2 protein-coding genes are annotated in these 3,011 nt (G+C 45.5%); both read left to right on the top strand.

The genetic code is table 11. The annotated features are described in order from the left end of the window. Positions 1–1,153 (top strand): DUF4912 domain-containing protein (locus tag RMO35_RS11155; protein WP_309741224.1); only part of this gene is annotated, 1,153 nt, incomplete at its 5' end. Between the two features lie 295 nt (positions 1,154–1,448). Continuing rightward, positions 1,449–3,011, top strand: a 1,563-nt coding sequence (locus RMO35_RS11150) for an ABC transporter ATP-binding protein (protein ID WP_309741221.1), incomplete at its 3' end; no start/stop codon positions are given.

The raw sequence follows: 3,011 nt of genomic DNA, 5'->3' as shown, positions 1-3,011 counted from the left end.
CCAACTCCTGGAAGAAATTCAGAAAATTCAGACTAGTCAGTCTACTCATATTCCATCTACTCAACTGGAGGCACAATTAGAAGTGGAAGCAGGCAAATTTGAACTCGGAGTCGATGTCGATCTTACCGCTGCGGAATTAGTGGCAGTAGATGAAGGATTGGGAGATTTGCCTAACGGTTATGGCGACAGCCGCATCGTGTTATTACCTCGCGATCCGCAGTGGGCTTATGCTTACTGGGACATTCCCATCGAGCACAAAAATGAATTGCGCTACCACGGCGGACAACAATTGGCGCTGCGGATCTATGATGTTACCGATATCAATCTAGAGCATCAAAGCCCCCACAGTATCCAAGAATACCCGATCGATGAGATGGCTCGTGAATGGTACCTCCCCATCCCCGTGAGCGATCGTTATTACACGATCGATATCGGCTATCGTTGTGGCGATGGTAGATGGTTGGTACTGGCGCGTTCGGCATCTGTGGGCATTCCTCCCGTTTATCCCTCTGACTGGATCGAAGATATCTTCATCACCGTACCGTGGGAAGAAGAACTCGTGGGCAAAACATTTGTCGAATTGGTACCTCCCACCTACAAAGGATCTGAAGATGGTGTTAGTGGCACGAGTGCTACAACAGGTACCGATAATAACCCAAATGCGATCTACGAGCGGATCTTTGGCATGGGTGATTCAGTCGATTCCTTACGGATTTCTGGCTCGCTCTACGGTTCGATGCAACATTCCCCGTTAGAGTCGATTAGTTCCTTTGTCTTCCCCTCGGGAGTCGGCATGTGGGCACTACCAACGGCTTCGGGCGTGAATATGTCCGGTGTAGGCATGTCCGGGATCGGGATGGATATCAGCGAACGTCAGCGTCAATTCTGGCTGATTGCTGATGCGGAATTGATCGTCTATGGTGCTACCGAACCCGATGCAGCAGTATCCATCGGCGGACGCCAAATCAAGCTCAATCCCGATGGTACCTTCCGGTTCCAGATGTCCTTCCAAGACGGCAACATCGATTATCCAATCGTGGCTGTCGCTAAAGATGGCGAACAGCAACGCTCGGTACATATGACATTCGATCGCTCGACGCCTTCGCGGAATACTAATACCAAGGAAGAAGCAGTAGCCGAAAAGTGGTTCTAGGCGCTCTGTGGAGTCAGCCAACCAGTCGTAGCAACTGGACGATCTAAATTAGCCCCATCAATCCTCGCGGTTGGTGGGGCTAATTTGTCGCGATCGAGCGGTAGTGACATTTAGCCCTAGTTCAGTCAAACCTGTTATCCTAGAACTATTATGGGCAATTTGTGTCGTCTGTAACAATACAATCGAAATCTCGATCTGTTAGCTAAAATCGGCAAATCTTCGCTCCATATCTAGCCAAAATTAGTTAACTAGCGATCGCGCTTGCCTCAACCCCACCTTTAAATTCCCAATTTACATGACTAATGCGACACCGCGCGGCAAAAATCGAAAATCGTCGGTACTTCCCGATAATGACTGGCGATTATTATTGAGATTGTTACCCTATGCTCGCCGCAGTGGTAATTTATTTTTCGTGTCATTTGGGTTGTTGATTCCATTGGCAATTGCTAATGCGGTACAACCGCTAATTGTCGGTCAGGCAATCTCGAAGATTAGGGATGAAAAAACTTGGGATTTTGTTAGTAATTTATCCATGTTAGATGGATTGAATGTTCTGACATTACTGCTAATGGCGACGGTAGTTGTCAGATTAGTTTTGACCGCAATTCAAGGTTATACATCCCAACGGATCGGGCAACAAATTACCGCCGATATTCGGAATGATTTGTTTGATCGAGTCACTGCGTTGGCGGTACGTTTTTTTGATCGGACACCAGTAGGTAAATTAATTACCCGATTGACCAATGATGTTGAAGCATTGGGTGATGTGTTTACGACTGGAGCGATTGGCATCATCAGCGATCTATTTTCGATCCTGGTAATGATCTATTATATGTTTACGCTCCAGTGGAAAATTGCCACAATGCTGTTGGTGATGCTGATTCCAGTCGCAGCATTAGTGATTTACTTTCAGCATGAATATCGGAAGGCAAATTATCGGGGTAGAGAAGAATTATCTGCACTCAACTCGATGGTGCAAGAAAATGTTGTCGGTATTAATGTTGTCCAATTATTCAGACGCGAAAAATATAATGCTGAATTATTTCGGACTGTACGCGATCGATATATCAAAGAAATCGACCAAACAAATTTTCATGACTCGGCAGTATCTGCAACTCTAGAATGGATTTCCCTCGTAGCGATTGCAGGGGTACTCTGGTGGGGTGGATTGATGGTACTAGACAAGACATTAGATTTTGGGACACTGGCAGCTTTTATTCTATATGCCCAAAAATTGTTTGAACCATTGCGTCAATTTGCCGAAAAATTTACGGCGATTCAATCAGGATTTACCGCCGTAGAAAGAATTAGTGATATTCTCAATGAGCCGATCGAAATTAAAGATATCGATGATGCTCAAAGTCTACATCTGACTCACATTGATGGCGGTTCCCAAGGTGAAATTAGATTTGAACATGTCTGGTTTGCCTATAAAGATGATGACTATGTGATTCGCGATTTGGACTTCACGATTAAACCAGGAGAGAAGATTGCTTTAGTTGGCCCGACAGGTGCCGGAAAAAGTTCGATTATTCGCTTGCTGTGCCGTCTGTATGAGCCAACAAAGGGGCGAATTTTGGTTGATGGGGTAGATATCAAAAAAATCACTCAAGCCGAACTCCGTCGCTATCTAGGGGTGATTCTCCAAGATGGCTTCTTGTTTGCGGGAAATGTCCGAGACAATATCACCTTGGGTGAAGACTATACCGAAGCTGAAGTTCTTTATGCGGCTAAATCGACGAATATCGATAGGTTTATTAGTGAACTGCCTCAAGGCTATGATACTCAACTCCGCGAACGTGGATCTAATTTATCCGCTGGGCAAAAACAGTTAATTGCCTTTGCTCGTTCAGTGATC

It is taken from the genome of Chamaesiphon sp. OTE_20_metabat_361, from assembly GCF_031364565.1.
This window is presented reverse-complemented; position numbering and strand designations above follow the sequence as displayed.